The organism is Mesorhizobium sp. B3-1-7, assembly GCF_006439385.1.
Taxonomy (GTDB): Bacteria; Pseudomonadota; Alphaproteobacteria; order Rhizobiales; family Rhizobiaceae; genus Mesorhizobium.
Genome location: NZ_VFTL01000001.1, coordinates 71065 through 87605, shown reverse-complemented (window position 1 = coordinate 87605; position 16541 = coordinate 71065). Strand labels below are relative to the sequence as shown.

The following is a 16541-nucleotide window of genomic DNA, read 5'->3' as shown; positions in this document are numbered from 1 at the left end:
AGAAAAGATGCAGCTCTTTCCCTGTCCGTTCTGCGGGCCGCGCGAAGAAAGCGAATTCCACTATGGCGGCGAGGCCGGCAATCTCCGGCCCGACGGCAGCGACGCGACCGCGGAGCGCTGGGCCGGTTATCTCCACATGCGCGACAATCCGAAGGGGCCGACGCGAGAGATCTGGGTGCATATGACATGCCGCGAGTTCTTCGCGATGAGCCGCGACAGCGTCAATCACAAGGTGTCGGGCTCTTCCGTGCTCGGCGAAGCGGAGCACGGCGCATGAGCGCTTCCCGTCTCACCACCGGCGGCAGCGACATCGACCGCGACTGCCCGCTGAGCTTCACCTTCGATGGCAGGCGTGTCGAGGGTTTTGTAGGCGACACAATCGCCTCCGCCTTGCTCGCGAGCGGCCAGGCTGTGGTCGGCCGCAGCTTCAAATACCATAGGCCGCGCGGCATCTGGGGCTCCGGCGTCGAGGAGCCCAACGCGCTGGTCGATGTCGAGAGCGCGATCGGCCGCGTGCCGAATGCGCGCGCGACGACCGTGCAAGCCGTCGACGGCATCAAGGTCAAGAGCGTCAACGCTTCGCCGACGGCCGAGACCGACCGCAACGCCGTTCTGGATCGCTTCGCCCGCTTCCTGCCCGCCGCCTTCTACTACAAGACCTTCATGTGGCCGGACTGGCACCTGTTCGAACCGCGCATCCGAGCCATGGCCGGACTTGGCATCGTCGATCCGGACTGGAAGCCGCGCCAGGTCTCGGACCAGATCAACCATCATTGCGACGTCCTGGTGGTCGGCGCCGGGCCCGCAGGCCTTGCCGCGGCAGCCAGCGCGGCGGCGGCCGGGCACTCGGTCGTCCTGGTCGACGACAAGACGCATCCCGGCGGGTCGCTGCGTCACCGCGCCGGTGAGGTCGATGGCGTCGAGGGCAAGGCGTGGGTCGACGCCGCAGTTGCGAGGCTGAAGAGCGATGGCCAGCTCGTGCTCAGCGATACGACCGCTTTCGGCCTTTACGACCACAATCTGGTCGCGCTCAACCAGCGCCACTCCGACGGCAGGCCGGACACGCTTTGGCGCGTGCGGCCCCGCCGCATCGTGCTGGCGACAGGCGCGATCGAACGGCCCGTGCCGTTCGCCAACAACGACCTTCCGGGAATCCTCTCCGCCGACGCGGCGCTCAGCTATCTGCGCCGGCATGGCGTGCTTGTCGGCCGGGAAATCGTGGTCGCGACCAACAACGACAGCGCCTATGAACCCGCCTCCGCGCTCGCCGCCGCCGGCGCTTCGGTGACGGTGGTCGACTGCCGGCGCGACGGCGGCGCGCGAGGAAGAGCCGATATCCGAGTCGTGGCTGGGCGCACGATCACGGCGGCGCGCGGGCGCAACGTCGTCCAGGGTGTCCTGCTGGACGACGGCACGGCGCTCGCCGCCGATTGCGTCCTCGTCTCCGGCGGCTGGACACCCACAGTGCACCTGTTCTCGCAGGCGAAAGGCAAGCTCGCCTGGAGCGACCAGCTTGCGGCCTTCATTCCCGGCGAAGCCATCGACGGGATTGGCGTCGCCGGCGCCGTGGCCGGCACGGTCTCGCTTTCGGATGCCTTGGCCAGCGGCGCCGCGGCGCCCGGCGACTTCGGTTCGTCGACGCCGGCGCCTCGCGGCACGGGGGCGGAAGCATCGCTCGGCGTCGCCAGCCTGTGGCCGAAGCCCAAGGCCAAGGGTCGCGTCTGGATCGACTATCAGAGCGACGTCACCGCAAAGGATGTCGAGCTCGCGGCGCGGGAGAACTTCGTCTGGGTCGAGCACCTGAAGCGCTACACCACGCTCGGCATGGCGACCGACCAGGGCAAGACCTCGAACCTGAACGGTCTTGCGCTGCTGGCTGACATCACCGGGCGCGGCATTGCGGAAGTCGGCACCACGACCTACCGGCCGCCATTCACGCCTGTCCCCTTCGCCAGCCTTGCGGGAGCGCGCCGGGGCAGCATGCACGCTCCGGTCCGCCGTCTGCCGCTGGAGGCAAACCATCGCGCCGCCGGCGGGGTGTTCCAGGAATATGGCGGCTGGCTGAGGCCTGCCTATTATGGCGGCGGTGAAGCCGACGCCTCGATCCAGGACGAGGCGCGCCGGGCCCGGCAATCCGTGGCGCTCTTCGACGGCTCGACGCTGGGCAAGATCGAGGTGATCGGCCCGCGCGCGGCCGAGTTTGTCGACTTCATCTATTACAATACCATGTCGACCCTGAAGCCCGGCCATTGCCGCTACGGCTTCATGCTGTCGGAAAATGGCGTCGTCTTCGATGACGGCGTCCTGGTCCGCCTGGACGAGCATCGCTTCATCGTCTCCTGCTCGTCCTCGCATGTCGCCGCGGTCCACGCGCGCCTCGAGGAATGGCGGCAGGACCGCTTCGGCCGCGACGCGGTCTATATCCACAATGCCACCGCGCACTACGCCACCTTGACCGTTTCGGGTCCGAATGCGCGCCAGGTCGTGGAAGCGCTCGATCTGGGCGTAGCACTGGACGATGCCAGCCTGCCGCATATGGCCGTCGCCGCCGGCCGCTTTGCCGGCGACGAGGTGCGCATCGCCCGGGTCTCCTTCACCGGCGACCGCAGCTATGAAATCTCCGTCCGCGCCGACCGGGCGGAGGCGCTGTGGGCGAGGATGCAGCAGCAGGGCCGCGCCTTCGACGCCGTTCTGCTCGGACTTGAATCGCTGATGATCCTGCGCGCCGAGAAGGGATACATCGTCATCGGCAAGGACACCGACGGAACCACCATGCCGCACGATCTGGGCGTCGCCGGACCGCGGACCAAACGCGCCAACGAGTTCGTCGGCCGGCGTTCGCTTTTCACCGAAGCCGGCAACGGCATGGACCGCAACCAGCTCGTCGGCCTTGCGCTGCGCCAAGGCGAGGCGCCGCTGGCGACCGGCGCGCATGGCGTGGAGAAGCGCGAGGGCCGGCTCAGGAGCATCGGTTTCGTCACCTCCAGCTATCAAAGCCCGACCCTGGGACGCCCTGTCGCCCTGGCGCTCATCGAACGGGGCGCGGCGCGGCACGGCGAAACGATCGACGTTCAACATCTGGGTGTCGTGCGGCAGGCGACGATCGTCGCGCCTTGCGCCTTCGATCCGGAAGGGAGCCGGCTCCATGCGTAACCTTGCCGAAAAGTGGCCGGCGGCGCCCGACTGGGCCACCGCTACGCTCAGCAAAGGCAGCGTCGGCATGCGAACGCTTGGCGGGCTGAACCAGCTTCTGGTCAGCGGCGACCTCGCCGCCTGGTCGAAGGCTTCGGGGCTTGCCGGCGAGGGCGTCGGCGCCGGCGCAATTGCCAGTGGCGACAGATACATGGCGCGGATCGCGCGCGACCGCGTTCTTGCGGTCGGGGAGCAGCCATTCCCCATTGCGGCCGGCTGGGACGCGGCCGGTTTCGCGGTGACGGTCATGGATGCCGGACTGCACGTCTTCGAGATCGAGGGGCCGGACCTGGATCGCCTGATCGCCAGGGGCACCGCGCTCGATCCCGGAGCGGCAAGCCGCTCGGCATCGATCCTTTTTGCCGGCGTCGGCGTTCTCTTCTACCGGTTCGGGAACCCCCATCGGGCGCGTCTCCACATCGACCGGGGCCTTGCCCCGTATCTTTGGGAGTGGCTTGGACAAGTGCAAGTATTGTAGCGTGGTGGTTTCAGGTCTATCTAGCCGGCGTTCAAACTTGGCCGGTCCGCTATGTTCTCCGATTCCAGTGCTGATGAAGTCGTGCGGCGGTCCGGTCTGATCGGCAACACCAAGGTGACGCGCGAGGACTGGATGAACCTCGCGCTGGAGACGTTGATCTCCGAGGGCGTGGAGGCGGTGCGCGTGCTGGCGCTCGGGCAGAAGCTCAACGTCTCACGTTCCAGTTTCTACTGGTACTTCAAGAGCCGCCAGGACCTGCTCGACCAGCTGCTGAATTACTGGCGCAACAACAATACCCGTTTCATCGTCGAGCAGGCCGGCCGGCCGGCCGCGTCGATCACGCAAGCCGTGCTCAATGTCTTCGAGTGCTGGCTGGACGAAACGCTCTTCAATCCGCGACTGGACTTCGCCGTGCGCGCCTGGTCGCGCCAGTCGGCCGACGTGCACCGGGTCGTGAACGAGGAGGACGACGCGCGCGTCGAAGCCATCCGGGCGATGTTTTCGCGGCATGGCTATGAAGCCACCGAAGCGTTCGTGCGGGCGCGCGTGCTGTATTTCACGCAGATCGGCTATTACTCGCTCGAGATCGTCGAACCGGTAAGCAACCGTCTCTTCCTGACGCCGGCCTACCTGCTCACGCACACGGGCGAAGCTCCTCGCGAAGGAGAGGTGGAGGCCTTCGCCAAAAAGATGCTGCCGAGACGTCCCGGCTGAGCAGTCTCGCCATCCGCGATCACGTCAATTCAGGTCGCGTGGAAACTCCTTGGCCTCCTCGCGATCGACCACGACCTCGTCGCCGGCGCGTGCGATGAGATGCGTTTCCATGCGCCAGACATCGCGCAGCGCGTGCACCGTGGCGGAGACCGAAACGCCGGCGTTCCAGTCGCCGCGCGAATAGGTCTTGTCCCACGTCACGGTCCCCCGCGCCGAGTTCGGATCGTCCGGATGGACGACGAAGATCTCGGTCTGTCTCTGCGACAGGGTCATGCCGGTGTGTGGATGGCGCACCGTTCCGGCGTCGATGACGACCGTATAGCTCGTCTCGCCGGTGATCTGGTCCGTGGTCACCTCGCGCCGGAAAGGCTCGCCCGCCTTGATCGGTTCCTGCGCCATCGGCGTGGCGCTTTCCGGTCCCTCGAATTCCGGGAGTGTCTTGTCGAGCGGCTGCGGCTTGCGCACCGGCAGGAATAGCCTGCTGCCGGCGCAATGGATCGATAGCGTCGCCTTCTCCGGTCCCGGAAAGACGATCGGCCAATGCGCCGTTGCAACGGCAAGCCGGATGCGCTGGCCCTTCTCGAAGCGCTGGCCGCAGCAGCGCAATTTGATGCGCACCGTTTCGGCCTTGCCCGGCGTCATCGGTGCCAATTCGAGATCGTCATGCCGATGTGTGAGGTTGAGGATGCCGTAGCTGACGCGCGAGGCCGCGCCGTCTTCAAGCACGAGCGACAGCGTGGCCGAGATCAGCGCGACCGGCTTGTCCGAGGCGAGCTTCACCTCGAATTCCGGGAAGCCGAGGATCTCCACGGCTTCCTCGAGAGGATCGGTTTCGAAGACGAGCGCGTTGCCGGCTTCCATGCGCTGGTCGACCGGCAAGGTCGGCAGGACGCCGTAGCCGCACCACGCGCCGGACGAGAGCCCCGCCGTCGAGGGCGAGCGGATCGTCAGCACGTCGTCGCTGCCCGCGCCCTCGGCAAGACGGCCGGGTGACAAGGCGAGCGCGCGCTCGCCGATGCCGGGTCCCGGCCATGACGGCTCGGCAACCCAGTGGCCTGGGCGCTCCTCATAGATGGCGGCCGGCGGCGCCGGCTCCTGCATCCAGGCGCGCAGCATGGGTTCGTCGGCGATGCCGGCGTCGATGCCCTTGAGATACTGGTCCCACCAGCGCAGGCATTCCTGGAGGAAGCCCATACGCGGGCCCGGCATGGCGAAGTGCGGGTATTTGTGGCCCCATGGGCCGATCAGTCCCTTGCGGACACCCGGCAAGTTTTCAAGCATGCGGAAGATCGGGTTCGGATAGCCGTCCGCCCAACCGCCGACGGCGTAAACCGGGATTTCGACGTCGGAATAATCCTCGCAGATCGAGCCGTGCTTGTAGAAGTCGTCGCGGCGCTGGTGCTCGAACCAGTCCTGCATCCAGATGCCGTTGCCGTTGAGGCGACCCTCCCACATCTCACGCCAGCGGTCGCCGACGATCAGCGGATCGGGAGGCGTCATGGCGATCGCCCAGGCCGTGGTGCCCCATATCAGATTGTCGCACATCTGCGCGCCGCCGAGATAATGGACGTCATCGTTGTAACGGTCGTCGGTGGAGCAGAGCGAGATGACCGCCTTCAGCGCCGGCGGGCGGCGGGCGGCGACCTGGAGTCCGTTGAAGCCGCCCCAGCTGATGCCGATCATGCCGACCGCGCCCGAGCACCAGGGCTGCTTCGCCAGCCATTCGATGACGGCGAGACAATCGTCCTGTTCCTGCTTCAGATATTCGCCCTTGCAGACGCCTTCGCTGTCGCCGGTGCCGCGCATGTCGACACGCACGCCGGCATAGCCGTGGCCGGCGAAATAGGGATGGGTGAGCGCGTCGCGCTCCACCGTTCCGTCGCGCTTTCGATAGGGCAGGTATTCGAGGATGGCCGGCACCGGATCGGCTTCGGCGTCCTGCGGGAGCCAGATGCGCGCGGCGAGCTTCACGCCGTCCGGCATCGGAATCCACAGGTTTTCGATCTCGCGGACCTTGCGCGGGAAATCGGTGACCACGCGGATGTCTTTCATCGGACGGACCTTCTCTTAACTTGCGGCGATTGCCTCGACGGCGCTTGGGCCGGCATTGAGCGGGAAGTGACAGGTGAGCCGGCTCGAGCCGACCGCGGACGAGGTCGGCGCCTGCGTTGTGCAGATGTCTTGCGCGAACGGGCAGCGTGTGTGGAACTCACAGCCCGAAGGCCTGTCGAGCAGTGACGGTACTTCGGCCGGCAGCGCGATGCGGTTATGCACCTTGTCGGGATCGGGCTCGGGGTTCGCGGACAGCAGCGCGGCCGTGTAGGGATGATGCGGCGCCCGGAAAATCGCCTCGGTCTCGCCTTCCTCGACAAAGCGCCCGAGATACATCACCGCCATCCGGTCGGCGATCTGGCGCACGACGTGCAGATTGTGCGTGATGATGAGCATCGACAGGCCCATGCGGTCGCGCAGGTCGTTGAGCAGGTTGAGCACCTCGCCCTGGATCGATACGTCGAGCCCGGCTGTCGGTTCGTCGGCGATGATCAGCACCGGGTCGAGCGCGACGGCCCTCGCGACGCCGACCCGGCGCGCCTGGCCGCCGGAGAGCTGGTGCGGATAGCGCTCGGCGAAATCGCGCGGAAGCCCGACCAGGGCGAGCAGGCGCTCCACCTCGGCTTCGAGGCTGCGGCCGGACAGGCCGTGGATGGCGAACGGCTCCGCCAGCAGCGAACGGACGCTGAGGCGCGGCGACAGCGAGCCGACCGGGTCCTGGAACATCATCGACATCTTGCGGCGCAGCGGCTTCCATTCCGCCTTGGTCAGCTCGTTCAGCTCTCGGCCCTCGAAGCGGACCGAACCGCCAGCCACCGCCTGCAGGCCGTTCACGGCGCGCGCGAGCGTGGTCTTGCCCGATCCGGACTCGCCGACCAGCGCAAGCGTCTGGCCGCGCTCCAGCGTGAAGCCGACACCGGCGACGGCCTCGATCTCCGTCCGCCGGCCGGCCAACGCGCTCATCATGCCGCCGACGCGGAAGCGCACGCGAAGATCGGAAACGGAAAGCAGAGGTTCTGTCGTCATGCGGCCGCTCCGGCCGTCTCATCGGTGTGCCAGCATCGCGCGACGTGCAACGCGCTCAGCGCGGTATCGGGCGGCATCGCGGAGCAGACATCGTCCGCCAGCTCGCAGCGTGCCTGGAAAACGCAACCCTTGGGGCGGTTACACAGGTCCGGCAGCGTGCCGGGAATGGTGGGCAGCCGCGGCTCGCGCCGCGAGAGCCTTGCCGGATCGCAGGCGAGCAGCTTCTTCGTGTAGGGATGTCGCGGGTTGTGGAAGATGTCGCGGGTCGAGCCGCGTTCGACCACTTCGCCGGCATACATGACGATCATCTCGTCGCACAGTTCCGCGATGACGCCGAGATGATGCGAGATGAACAGCACGGAGCAGCCGATCTGCTTCTGCAAGTCCTTGAGCAACTCGATGATGGCGACTTCGAGCGTGGCGTCGAGAGCCGTTGTCGGCTCATCGGCGATCAGCAGCGAAGGCTGCATCAGCAGCGCCATGGCGATCGCGATGCGCTGCTTCATGCCGCCCGAGAATTCGTGCGGAAACTGCGCCAGCCGGCGCTCAGGATCGGGAATCCGGACCTTGCGCAGCATCGCGATGGAGAGCGCGTCCTTCGCCTTGCGCGACAGTCCGGAGCGGTACTGGATGTCGCGCATCTGCTTGCCCACGGAAAGCACCGGGTTCAGCGCCCCCATCGGGTCCTGGAAGACGGTTGCGATCTTCTGGCCGCGCAACGCCCGCATGCCTGTGCCGTCGAGACGGACGAGATCGCTTTTGCCCTCGAACAGAATCTGGCCCGACGTGACCCTGCCGTTGTCTGCGAGCAGGCCGAGAATGGCATTGATCAATGTCGATTTTCCGCAACCCGACTCGCCGACGACGCCGACGATCCGGTTCGTCGGCACCTCCAGGCTCACCTTGCGCAGCGCCTGCAACGTGCCGGCTTCGGTGGCGAAGTCGACGCTGAGGTCCTTGACGTCGAGGACGGTCATCCGCGCCTCTTCAGCCGGGGGTCGAAAACGTCGCGCAGGGTCTCGCCGAGGAAGGTGAAGCCGAGCGTTGTGAGGATGATCGGCAGGCCCCCCGCGACCACGATCCAGTATGAATCGCGGATGTTGACGAAGCCGTCGTTCAGGATCGCGCCCCAGCTTGGCAGAGGCGGTCTGACGCCGAGGCCGAGGAAGCTCAGACCGGCCTCGATCGCCACGACGACCGGGATGTCCATCGACGCGAGGATGAGGATGGGGCCGATGACGTTGGGCAATATGTGGACGGTGAGAATGCGCGCGGTGCTTGCGCCCGTCGAGCGCGCCGCCATCACATGTTCAGCGGACTTCAGCACGAGCGTCTGTGTCCTGATGATGCGGGCATAACCGGGCACGTTGACCAGCACGACCACGATCAGCACCGCAAGCAGCGAAGGTCCGGTCAGCGTGACCAGCGTAAGCGCCAGCATCACGGTCGGGAAGCTCTTGATGGCATCGAAGAGCAGGAGCATCAGATTGTCGAGCCAGCGCGGCCCGTAGCCTGCGATGAGCCCAAGCGCGATGCCGCCGATGAGCGACAGTCCGGTCGCGCCAAGCGCAATGGCCAGCGCGATGCGGCCGCCATGGAGCACACGCGAGAACAGGTCGCGTCCCAGATGGTCCGTGCCGAGCAGGTGATGCAGGCTTGCGGGCGCGAAGCGCTCGGCCGGGGCGAGTTTCGTCGGTGGGTAGCTGCTGAGCACGTCGGCGAAGAGAGCCGAGAGAACGACGATCACGACCAGGGTGAGACCGAACGCGCCGAGCGGCTCGCGAACGATGCGCCGAAGCACGCGGCCGATCTTGGCGACGCGCTGCCGTGATGGCCGGTCAATTAAGACTTGTTCTGACACGGGGGTCCAACGCACCAATGAGGATGTCGGCGAGAGCGTTCACGACGACGAAGAAAACGGTCGTCACCAGAACGGCGCCGGTGACGACCGGATAATTGCGTACCGAGATCGCCTCGTAGACCAGCTTGCCGATGCCGGGGCGGGCGAAGACGATCTCGGCGAAGACGGCCGAAGACACCATATTGCCGATGCCGACGCCGAGCAGCGTGACGGTCGGCAGGATGGCGATACGCAAGGCATAGGAATAGGTGATGCGCCGATCCGTCAGGCCGAAAGCGCGCGCGGTGCGGATGTGGCTGGCTTCCAGCGTTTCCAGCATGGAAGCGCGCACCATGCGCGCGATGTAGCCGACCCAGCCGACGCCGATTGCGAGCGAGGGCAGGGCAAGATGCTTCAGCTGGCTGGCGAGATTGCCGGGCTCGCCGGCGCCGATGGCCGGCAGCCACTGCAGGGCGACGGCAAAGATCAGCAGGGAATAGATCGCGATGACGAAGGATGGCACCGCGATGACCGCGACCGACAGGATGCCGATGACGCGGTCGACGAAGCCGCCGCGCCGCACCGCCGCGATGCAGCCCAGCGGAATGCCGAGCAGCACCGACCATGAGATCGCGCCCGCGATCAGCGCCAGTGTGTACGGCAACTGCTCGAACACGACGTCCAGCACCGGCCGCCCGGACAGCACCTCGGTGCCGAGGTCGCCGCGCAACGCGGACAAATAGAACCGGAGGAACTGGATCCAGATCGGCTGGTCCAGCCCCATGCGGCTGCGCAACGCCTGAACCATCTCGGGCGTGGCGCGCGGTCCGAGCGCCACGGATGCCGGGTCGCCCGGGATCACATAGATCATGGCGAACAGCATCACCATCGCGACGCTCACGATGATGACGCCCAGGCCCAGCCGTTTCAGCGCATAGCGGAGCATCTCAGGAGCCGGCCATTCCGCCCCATGCCGTGCCGTTGTCCATCACGTCAGGCAGGTTTGAAGTCCGCGAAGCAAGGCTCGCCATTCGGCTTGAGCCCGGCGGCAACGCTCTTGCGGTACATCACGCCGGTGACTTCATGGGTGAGGAAGACGTAGCAGCCGCTCTCCTCCATCAGGTCCTGCATCTTCTTGTACATGACGTCGCGCTTGGCCGGGTCGAGCTCGATCTTGCCTTCGGTGACCAGCTTGTCGAATTCAGCGTTGCTGAACTGCTCCCAATTCCACTCACCGATCTGGCTGGTCGTGTACCACTCCGTCGCCCAGCTCGGATCAGGCTGCATCGAGAAGCGCGACAGCACCATCTGGAGCTTCTTGTAATAAGGGTTTTGCTTCGACCCCAGCGTCCAGAACGTGCCGCTGTCATTCTGCTTGATTTCGACGTTGATGCCGATGTCCTGCAGGTTCGCCTGCACGACCTGCGCCGCCGACAGGCGTTCCGCCTTGTTGAGGATGTCGAGCGTGACGGTGACGCCGCTGGCGCCGGCCTTGTTGACCAGCTCGCGAGCCTTGTCGGGATCGTATTCGTAGAGGTTCTTCTCGCGATGGCCGACCAGGCCGGGCGCGATGATGCCGGTGGAGGTGGCGGCGGCGCCGAAATAGGCCGCGTCCACCACGGCCTTGCGGTCGACGCCATACTGCACGGCGCGGCGCAGGTCCGGATTGTCGAAGGGCGCCGCGATCTGGTTCATGCCGAGCCAGACGAAGGCCAGCGATGGCTTCTCGACCACGACGGTGTCCGCCGGCGGCGTTTCCTTCAGCCGCTTGATCGAGGACACGGCCGTCCAGGTGTAGTCGAGGTCGCCTGCCTCATAGCCAAGCTCGGCGGTCTTTTCGTCCTCGATCGGATGGACGTGGATCTCGTCATAGCCGCCCTGCTCGTATTTCCAGTCCGGGTTGCGCACGAGCACGGTGCGCTGCTTGGGCGTCCATTCCTTGAGCAGATAGGGGCCTGACTGCGCCACGGGTTTCACGCCGAGCTTGCCGCCAGCCTCGGTCACGGCGCGCTTGGATAGGATCGTGCTCGATGGCGTCGGCAAGGTCGAGGTCCACAACGGCGCGAACGCCTTGTTCAGATGGATGATGCCCGAAAGCTTGTCCTTGACCTCGACTTCCTTGAGCGTCGCCCAGTCGCCCGCATAAGGGGACTTGTTGGCGGGATCGGCGATGCGCTCGATCGAGAACTTCACGTCCTCTGCGGTCAGCTGACCGAAACCGTCGGTGAAGCCGATATTGTCGCGCAGCTTGAAGGCGATCGTGAGTGGGTCGAGCTGCTCTATCTTCTCCACAGCCATCGGCTTCCAGCCCCAGCTGTCACCGGGCGTGGCGACAACCAGGCCGGCGAAAATGACGTTGGTGATGTCGCCTTCGGGCGCGGCCAGGCGAAAGGCCGGATCCAGCGTCTGGATATCGCCGTATGAGCGCACCTTGAGGATGGAACCCGCCGCTTGCGAGCGTTTCGTCGAATAGATCAGCGAGGCAAGGCTTAGCGCACCGACGCCGGCCAGCACGCCGCGGCGCGTCATGTTGATGTTTGCGGTTTTGATCATGCTCTGCCCCTCTTGTTTATATTGTCCGCCGGCATCGGCCGGGCTTCGGGAGATCCTTCCAAAGGCCCCCGTTTCGATCAGCCTGCCCCGGCTATACACATATGTCTAGTGAAAAAAATGCATCCTGTGCCGTCGGACCGGACGCCTTTTATCCGCGACCGACGCGATTGCCATTTCGATCGGCTATTTCCAGATCTCGCGCGCCAGCCGCATGAAGTTGCCGCCCATGACGTCGCGAACAGTGCGTTCCGGATGGCCGCGGCACAGCAGCACCTCGATAAGCTCCTTCGTCTGGCCCGGGCTCGAATAGGTCGTCTTGCCTTCGGGATATTCGTTCTTTGGCCAGAAATGCGGATTGCTGGAGATGATGTCCTCGATGCCTTCGACCTCGACCGGGAAAGCATAGTCGAGCCCGATGCCGACATGGCGCGGACCGGCAAGGTCGATCAGATATTCGACGTGGTCGGCCAGCCGCTCGGAATCGGTGCGGCCCTCGCCGAGGAAGCGGTTGAGGCCCACGACGCCAATGATGCCGCCGGTACGGGCGCAAGCCTTGATCTGGTCATCGGTGATGTTGCGCCCGTGAGCGCACAGCGCCTTCGGGTTGGAGTGCGAGAAGATCACCGGCCGGTCCGTATACTCCATCACGTCCATCGTGGTGCGATAGCCCGTATGGGTCACGTCCACGAACATGCCGAGGCGGTTCATTTCGTCGATCACCTGCCGGCCGAATGCGGTCAGACCTGTGTCCTCGTCGTGGCACCCGCCGCCGGCGAGATTGTTGCGGTTATAGGCGAACAGCATCTGTCGCACGCCGAGGCGATGGTAGAACTCGACCATTTCGACCCGGCCGTTCAGCGCATTCATGCCTTCGATGTCGAAGGTGACAGCCAGCTTGCCTTGCGCCTTCGCGGCGAGGATTTCGTCGGCCGACGAGACGAGCGCGTAGTCGGCCGGACGCGCCAGGATCCAGTGCCGGAAATAGGCAAGCGTGGCGACTGTCTTTTCCCAGGGCAGGAGATCGAAGCCGACATCGATGGAAAGATAGTCGACGCCTGCGTCGCGCCAGATCCGCAGATTGTTCAGGTCCGCGGCCGGATCGGGCATGAAGCCGGAATGCGCATCCCAGATGACTTCGCTCTTCAGGATCGACTGGACGTTGTCGTCAAGGTTCATCGCGTCTTTGTCCGGTTGTTTCGTCGCTTCGAAATCTGCGCGTTCCAATCATGGCGGGTCAACCGCCCATCGTGCCGTCAAGGCCGCTGGCCCAATCTAATGTACACCGGTGTCTAGACAATGCTCCGACTGTCGTTATGGTTGGGTGCGTGAGCTTGCCGTGGCGATAGCGCCAGGTTGAGCGAGGTGTTGGGAAGTCGAGATGAGCAGCGTGCGGAACTCCGGATCGATGATCGCGCCGATTGCCGGCCGGATGTCCGGGGATTTCCGCTCCGCCGCGGAATTCGCCGAGGCAGCGGGTTTGTATGCCGCTCTCTTCGGGCTGGACGGGCACGTCTTCGCGGCTCGCTCTCTTTGCGGTCACGCCTCCAGCGATGCGATGTTTTTCATCGGCCAGAGCTTCGAGGGCGGCCTCGATGGCGCGCCGGTCAGCCGTCTCTATCAGGTGGGGCGCGGCGGTGAATCGCCTCAACGGCTCAATGATGCGGAGACCAGGCAAATCAGTCTTGCGCCGGACGGAGAGAGCCTGGCGGTCGCCTACGCCGGTGGAGAGGCGGGCGTCGACCGCATCGAGATCTGGTCTGGCGGCGAAGGCACCGCGGTGGCGGATGTGCCCGGCCGGATCGAGCTGATGGACTGGGCGCCCGACGGCCAAAGGTTGCTGCTCGTCGTTGCCGGCGTCGGCGCGGATCTGGCTGGAATTCACGGCGGCTACGCGCAGAAACAGAAGACGGATGCGCCCGCATGGCTGCCCGAAGTCGGTTGGGGCGAAGGCGAGGACCTTTGGCGCCGGGTTTGGATCTGGGATATGAAGGCCAAACCCGCGCCGCTCACATCGGCGCCGGTCAATGTATGGGAAGCGAGCTGGTGCGGCGCCGACAAGATCGCCGCCGTGACCAGCGATGACCATGGCGAGGGCAGCTGGTATGCGGCGAAGCTTTCGCTGATCGACGCGAAGTCGGGATCGGCCACCCTTCTTCACACGCCGCGCGACCAGATCGGCGTTCCTCGCGGCTCGCCCGACGGCGCCCGCATCGCCTTCATCCAGGCCTTCTGCAGCGATCGCGGCCTTGTTGCCGGGCAGCTGTCGATCCTAGATCCGTTCGGCGGCGAGGTTGCAGTCGTGCCGACCAATTCGATCGACGTCACCTCGATCGAATGGCGCTCCGCCTCCAGCTTGCATATGGCGGGCATCCGCGGCCACGAGACGGTGCTGGCCGATTGCGATGTCTCCAGCGCAGGGGTGACCGAACGCTGGTCGTCGACCGAATTGACCTGCGGCGAGTGGGCGCCCTCCAGCGTGCCGGTCGGGGCCGCGGGCTCGCTCTTCATCGCGGAGGCTTATGACCGGGCTCCATTCCTGGCCGAAGTCGCCGACGGCGGACTGCGCGAGATCGCGTCGCTCATGGCGTCCGATGCGCAATCCGCAATGGCCGGCCGCGGCAAGGCCGAGCCGTTTTCCTGGCGTGCCCGCGACGGACTCGAAATCCAGGGCTGGCTTGTCCGCCCGCTGGCGGCGGCCGGGCCGACGCCGCTGCTGGTCGATATCCATGGCGGGCCGATCTCGTCCCATCGCAACCGCTGGATGGCGCGAACGCGTTCCGCTCCGCTGCTCGTCTCGCGCGGCTGGACGATTTTCTTTCCCAACCCTAGGGGCAGCACGGGACGCGGGGAAGCCTTCGCCCGCGCCGTGCAGGGCGACATGGGCGGCGCCGATGCCGACGACATTTTGAGCGGCATAGATGCCCTGGTGGAGAAAGGCCTGGTCGACCCGGATCGCGTCGCCGTCACCGGCACCAGCTATGGCGGCTTCATGTCCGCATGGCTGCCGACGCGCAGCGGCCGCTTCGCCGCCGCCATTCCGATCTCGCCTGTCGGCGACTGGTACAGCCAGCATCGCACGACGCAGATACCGGAATTCGACGCGCTGATGCTGGAATCCTCGCCATGGGAAGAAGGCGGCGCCTATTTTACCCGCAGCCCCGCCTTTTACCGGCAGCTCAGCAAGGTCCCGACGCTGGTCATGGCCGGCGGCATCGACAAGAGCACGCCGCCCGGCCAGGCGCTGGAGTGCCATTTCGCGGCCTTGCGCTCGGGTTCGCCAAGCGCGCTCGCGACCTATCCGAGCGCCGGCCATAGCCTGCGCGGCTATCCGGAATATATCGACACAGCCGCCCGCATCGTCTGGTGGCTTGACACCTATGTTGGCGGTTCTTCGACCGCGAAGATCTAAGGAGGAAGAGAAATGCCGGCAGCAAGCAACAGCAAGCATATCGTGGTCGTGGGCGGCGGCATCATCGGCTGCTCCACCGCCTACCATCTGCTGAAGTCGGGTGTGAAGAACGTGACGCTCGTGGAGGCAACCGAGCCGGGCGCGGCAACGACCAGCGCCGGCGCCGGCTTCGTCTCGCATTGGTCGGCCGGCATGATCCCGGCCGGCGAAGAAGGCCTTCGCCTGCAGCAATACGGCCTCGACTTCTACCGCATGCTGCATGAACTGGGTACCGAGATCGGCTACCGGCCGAACGGCACGCTGATCATGGCGCTCACGCCGCAGGGGCGCGAGGATTTCGTCATGCCGGTGCTCCGCTCACCCTATGCGCCGAAGGAGATGCAGGATCTGAACGCCGCGCAGATCGGCGAGAAGATGGGCGGGCTGGTCGATCCGGCGAAAGTTCATTCCGGCGCCTACAACCCGCATGGCATCCAGCTCGACACCAAGCTCGCGCTCGGCGTGCTGGTCAACGAGATCAAGAAGCTCGGCGGCGTCGTGCGCGACAGGACCAGGGTCCTGAAGATCGAGGACGCCGGCGGCAAGGTCACGCTGGAAACCGACCGCGATAGCATCGAGGCCGATGGCGTGGTCGTGGCGGCGGGCGCCTGGAACAACGAAGTCCTCGCCAGCCTCGACTGGCACCTGCCGCTGCTGCGGGTGCTGGCCACGCGCGTGGTCACCGACGATCGAGGCCTGCCCTCGACGCTGCCGACCATCCAGTGCCGCGAGTTGCGGCTTTGGCTGCGCGAGACCTTTGGCGCCATCATGTGGGGCACGGGCAGCCACTATACACCGATGCATCGCCTGGAGGAGAACGACCTCGAACCCGGCCAGCCGCACAACCGCGAGCTGATGCAGTCCATGGTCGATCACCAGATGGGCAAGCTGCAGGAAGTCTTCCCGCCGCTCCGCGGCTCGCAGGTCGCGAACTGGTCGCAGGGCATCCCCTGCTACACGCCGGACGTTGGCTTGATGGTCGGGCATGTGCCGGGCCACGCGAACATCGTCGTCGCGGGTGGCGACAACGAGACCGGCGTCAGCCATGGACCGGGCCTCGGCAGGCTGGCCACCGAGATCCTGCTGGACACGCCTCGCTTGGTCGATCCGGCGCGCTTCAGGGTCGACCGCTACGCGCGCGATGCCTTCCCGAGCGAGGAAGATGTCGAGGCCTCGATGCCCGCATGGAGCGCGCGCCACGGCGCCAGGCGTTTCGCCACCGCCGCGGAATGAGACCG

General features: G+C 65.8%; 13 protein-coding genes. 6 read left to right on the top strand and 7 right to left on the bottom strand.

What is annotated here, in order from left to right; translation table 11 throughout:
* The first annotated feature begins 7 nt into the window (after positions 1-7).
* From FJ417_RS00455 to FJ417_RS00440, 4 genes are read left to right on the top strand one after another with little or no spacing between them, the layout of a single operon-like run.
* On the top strand, positions 8-277 hold the full coding sequence (locus FJ417_RS00455; RefSeq protein ID WP_140782093.1) for a sarcosine oxidase subunit delta: 270 nt from the start codon (positions 8-10) through the stop codon (positions 275-277).
* Positions 274-3153, top strand: a complete 2880-nt coding sequence (locus tag FJ417_RS00450; RefSeq protein ID WP_140782092.1) for a sarcosine oxidase subunit alpha family protein — start codon at positions 274-276, stop codon at positions 3151-3153. The genes FJ417_RS00455 and FJ417_RS00450 overlap by 4 nt, the downstream gene beginning before the upstream one ends.
* The gene (locus FJ417_RS00445; RefSeq protein WP_140782091.1) at positions 3146-3670 is read left to right on the top strand and encodes a hypothetical protein; all 525 of its coding nucleotides are present in this window, start codon (positions 3146-3148) and stop codon (positions 3668-3670) included. Before FJ417_RS00450 ends, FJ417_RS00445 begins: the two co-directional genes overlap by 8 nt.
* 51 nt (positions 3671-3721) lie before the next feature.
* On the top strand, positions 3722-4384 hold the full coding sequence (locus FJ417_RS00440; RefSeq protein ID WP_140782090.1) for a TetR/AcrR family transcriptional regulator: 663 nt from the start codon (positions 3722-3724) through the stop codon (positions 4382-4384).
* A gap of 24 nt (positions 4385-4408) precedes the next feature.
* On the opposite strand, the gene FJ417_RS00435 is transcribed toward FJ417_RS00440, so the two are convergent.
* The 7 genes from FJ417_RS00435 to FJ417_RS00405 all read right to left on the bottom strand — a co-directional run bounded on the left by FJ417_RS00435 (position 4409) and on the right by FJ417_RS00405 (position 13031).
* Positions 4409-6436 (bottom strand): CocE/NonD family hydrolase, encoded by a 2028-nt coding sequence (locus tag FJ417_RS00435; RefSeq protein ID WP_140782089.1) that lies wholly within the window; start codon positions 6434-6436, stop codon positions 4409-4411.
* A 15-nt stretch (positions 6437-6451) separates the two neighbouring features.
* Positions 6452-7462, bottom strand: a complete 1011-nt coding sequence (locus tag FJ417_RS00430) for an ABC transporter ATP-binding protein (RefSeq protein ID WP_140659182.1) — start codon at positions 7460-7462, stop codon at positions 6452-6454.
* Positions 7459-8439 (bottom strand): ABC transporter ATP-binding protein, encoded by a 981-nt coding sequence (locus FJ417_RS00425; RefSeq protein ID WP_140782088.1) that lies wholly within the window; start codon positions 8437-8439, stop codon positions 7459-7461. The genes FJ417_RS00430 and FJ417_RS00425 overlap by 4 nt, the downstream gene beginning before the upstream one ends.
* Positions 8436-9263, bottom strand: a complete 828-nt coding sequence (locus FJ417_RS00420) for an ABC transporter permease (protein WP_246687367.1) — start codon at positions 9261-9263, stop codon at positions 8436-8438. The genes FJ417_RS00425 and FJ417_RS00420 overlap by 4 nt, the downstream gene beginning before the upstream one ends.
* 37 nt (positions 9264-9300) lie before the next feature.
* A complete protein-coding gene (locus FJ417_RS00415) occupies positions 9301-10248 on the bottom strand; it encodes an ABC transporter permease (RefSeq protein WP_140782087.1) in 948 nt (315 codons plus the stop codon).
* 47 nt (positions 10249-10295) lie between these two features.
* Positions 10296-11855 carry an ABC transporter substrate-binding protein gene (locus FJ417_RS00410; protein WP_140782086.1) on the bottom strand — a complete coding sequence of 520 codons (1560 nt, stop codon included), beginning with the start codon at positions 11853-11855 and terminating at the stop codon, positions 10296-10298.
* Positions 11856-12038: 183 nt separating this feature from the next.
* A complete protein-coding gene (locus FJ417_RS00405) occupies positions 12039-13031 on the bottom strand; it encodes a membrane dipeptidase (RefSeq protein WP_140782085.1) in 993 nt (330 codons plus the stop codon).
* Positions 13032-13233: 202 nt separating this feature from the next.
* Between FJ417_RS00405 and FJ417_RS00400 the strand changes: the two genes are divergently transcribed.
* Positions 13234-15264 (top strand): prolyl oligopeptidase family serine peptidase, encoded by a 2031-nt coding sequence (locus FJ417_RS00400; RefSeq protein ID WP_140782084.1) that lies wholly within the window; start codon positions 13234-13236, stop codon positions 15262-15264.
* Positions 15265-15276: 12 nt separating this feature from the next.
* Entirely contained in the window at positions 15277-16536 is a 1260-nt protein-coding gene (locus FJ417_RS00395) for an FAD-binding oxidoreductase (protein ID WP_140706127.1), read from the top strand.
* The last annotated feature ends 5 nt before the right edge of the window (positions 16537-16541 follow it).

Excerpts from the sequence above, each read along its gene's own strand:
- FJ417_RS00455 (WP_140782093.1), top strand. The coding sequence starts at position 8 with ATGCAGCTCTTTCCCTGTCCGTTCTGCGGGCCGCGCGAAGAAAGCGAA.
- FJ417_RS00450 (WP_140782092.1), top strand. The coding sequence starts at position 274 with ATGAGCGCTTCCCGTCTCACCACCGGCGGCAGCGACATCGACCGCGAC.
- FJ417_RS00445 (WP_140782091.1), top strand. The coding sequence starts at position 3,146 with ATGCGTAACCTTGCCGAAAAGTGGCCGGCGGCGCCCGACTGGGCCACC.
- FJ417_RS00440 (WP_140782090.1), top strand. The coding sequence starts at position 3,722 with ATGTTCTCCGATTCCAGTGCTGATGAAGTCGTGCGGCGGTCCGGTCTG.
- FJ417_RS00435 (WP_140782089.1), bottom strand. The coding sequence starts at position 6,436 with ATGAAAGACATCCGCGTGGTCACCGATTTCCCGCGCAAGGTCCGCGAG.
- FJ417_RS00430 (WP_140659182.1), bottom strand. The coding sequence starts at position 7,462 with ATGACGACAGAACCTCTGCTTTCCGTTTCCGATCTTCGCGTGCGCTTC.
- FJ417_RS00425 (WP_140782088.1), bottom strand. The coding sequence starts at position 8,439 with ATGACCGTCCTCGACGTCAAGGACCTCAGCGTCGACTTCGCCACCGAA.
- FJ417_RS00415 (WP_140782087.1), bottom strand. The coding sequence starts at position 10,248 with ATGCTCCGCTATGCGCTGAAACGGCTGGGCCTGGGCGTCATCATCGTG.
- FJ417_RS00410 (WP_140782086.1), bottom strand. The coding sequence starts at position 11,855 with ATGATCAAAACCGCAAACATCAACATGACGCGCCGCGGCGTGCTGGCC.
- FJ417_RS00405 (WP_140782085.1), bottom strand. The coding sequence starts at position 13,031 with ATGAACCTTGACGACAACGTCCAGTCGATCCTGAAGAGCGAAGTCATC.
- FJ417_RS00400 (WP_140782084.1), top strand. The coding sequence starts at position 13,234 with ATGAGCAGCGTGCGGAACTCCGGATCGATGATCGCGCCGATTGCCGGC.
- FJ417_RS00395 (WP_140706127.1), top strand. The coding sequence starts at position 15,277 with ATGCCGGCAGCAAGCAACAGCAAGCATATCGTGGTCGTGGGCGGCGGC.